The 1,290-nt window shown below is 44.0% G+C and carries 2 pseudogenes; both read left to right on the top strand.

Annotated elements, in window-relative coordinates:
• Positions 1-609 (top strand): annotated as a pseudogene (locus ACTVJH_RS15850) (IS3 family transposase); the annotation flags it as partial.
• 419 nt (positions 610-1,028) lie between these two features.
• A pseudogene (locus ACTVJH_RS15845) lies at positions 1,029-1,160 on the top strand (IS4 family transposase); the annotation flags it as partial.
• Positions 1,161-1,290 lie beyond the last annotated feature (130 nt).

Genomic DNA, 1,290 nt, shown 5'->3' with positions numbered 1-1,290 from the left:
GCGTGTACGCCGACTAATGCGTCATATGGGTATTCATGCAGTCTACCCCAAACCCAAGACTTCAAAGCCAAACATTGAAAACAAAATATACCCATACCTGTTAAGAAACATGACAATAAGCCGCGCGGATCAAGTTTGGTGCACTGATATTACTTATATCCCGCTTTCTCATGGTTTTATGTATCTTGTAGCTATAATGGATTGGCATACAAGAAAAGTACTATCCTGGAGGATTCCTAATACCATGACTTCAGATTTTTGTATTTCTGCATTAGAAGAATCCATATCACTTTATGGAACTCCAGAAATATTCAACACAGACCAAGGATCTCAATTTACTGATGAAAAATTCGTTGGCGTTTTAAAGTCTAACGCTATCCAAATCTCTATGGATGGGAAAGTCGTTGGATGGACAATGTCTTTATAGAACGTCTCTGGAGAAGCGTTAAATACGAATGCATTTATATCAATGAATTCAAGGGATGCAAAGCGCTAAAGGCAGGCTTGCGAATTTGGTTCGAGTTTTATAATCAAGAGCGACCGCATGCCTGTCTGGGTGATATGACCCCAGATCATGCATATCGACTTGACGTCAAGAAAACTGCCTAATTTCATGATTTTATCTGTTTTATTTGATGTTCAATTTGTAGTAATAAAACAAGAATCGAGCCAACTGCCGCCCCCATCGTTCCGCTCCACCCTCAGCCCTCGGGCTGCCCCTGCGGGGACGGGCTCCGCGGAACGATGGGGCCAAAAGACTAAGACCGGCCAAAAAACAGTGTGTTACTGGCTACTGAGTGAAATGTGGGGGAAGCCTACCGATAAACTATCTAGCCTAGCTTAAATACCCCCTCCGACTGTACAACTCCTGGGGTCCACCTTACCTTCCAGCAGTCAACAATACTTTTTGGACGATGTCTTCCTTGAGCGCTGCGGAGTAGGACATGGCTACCTCAAAAAGCCCCCTTTTGTGGGTGATCAATTGAGGCGACATCTTTCCTGACACAGAGGGAGAGTACCGCTCAGCACAGCATCTGCTTCAGGCCCTTAAAGAAGACGATTTCGCCCGACAATTCATCGCCCCGGAACAGGGCATTGAAAAGAGCAGCTTTTCGGAAGCCATCAATAACCGAGGTCTCGAGCAGATGCTCCACGTTTTCAAGCTCGACTTTCAGGCTTAATCACTCAAAAATCATCAAAAATACTATAATATCAATTAATTACGCTTTGGCTTTTTGTAAGACCCCATTTTGTATTTTGTAACCTATGGCAGCGAGGATAGCTGTTTGT

This window comes from Desulfoplanes sp. PS50, assembly GCF_053851535.1.
Note: the sequence above shows the minus strand (reverse complement) of the source record. Positions and strands in the feature narration are given on the sequence as shown.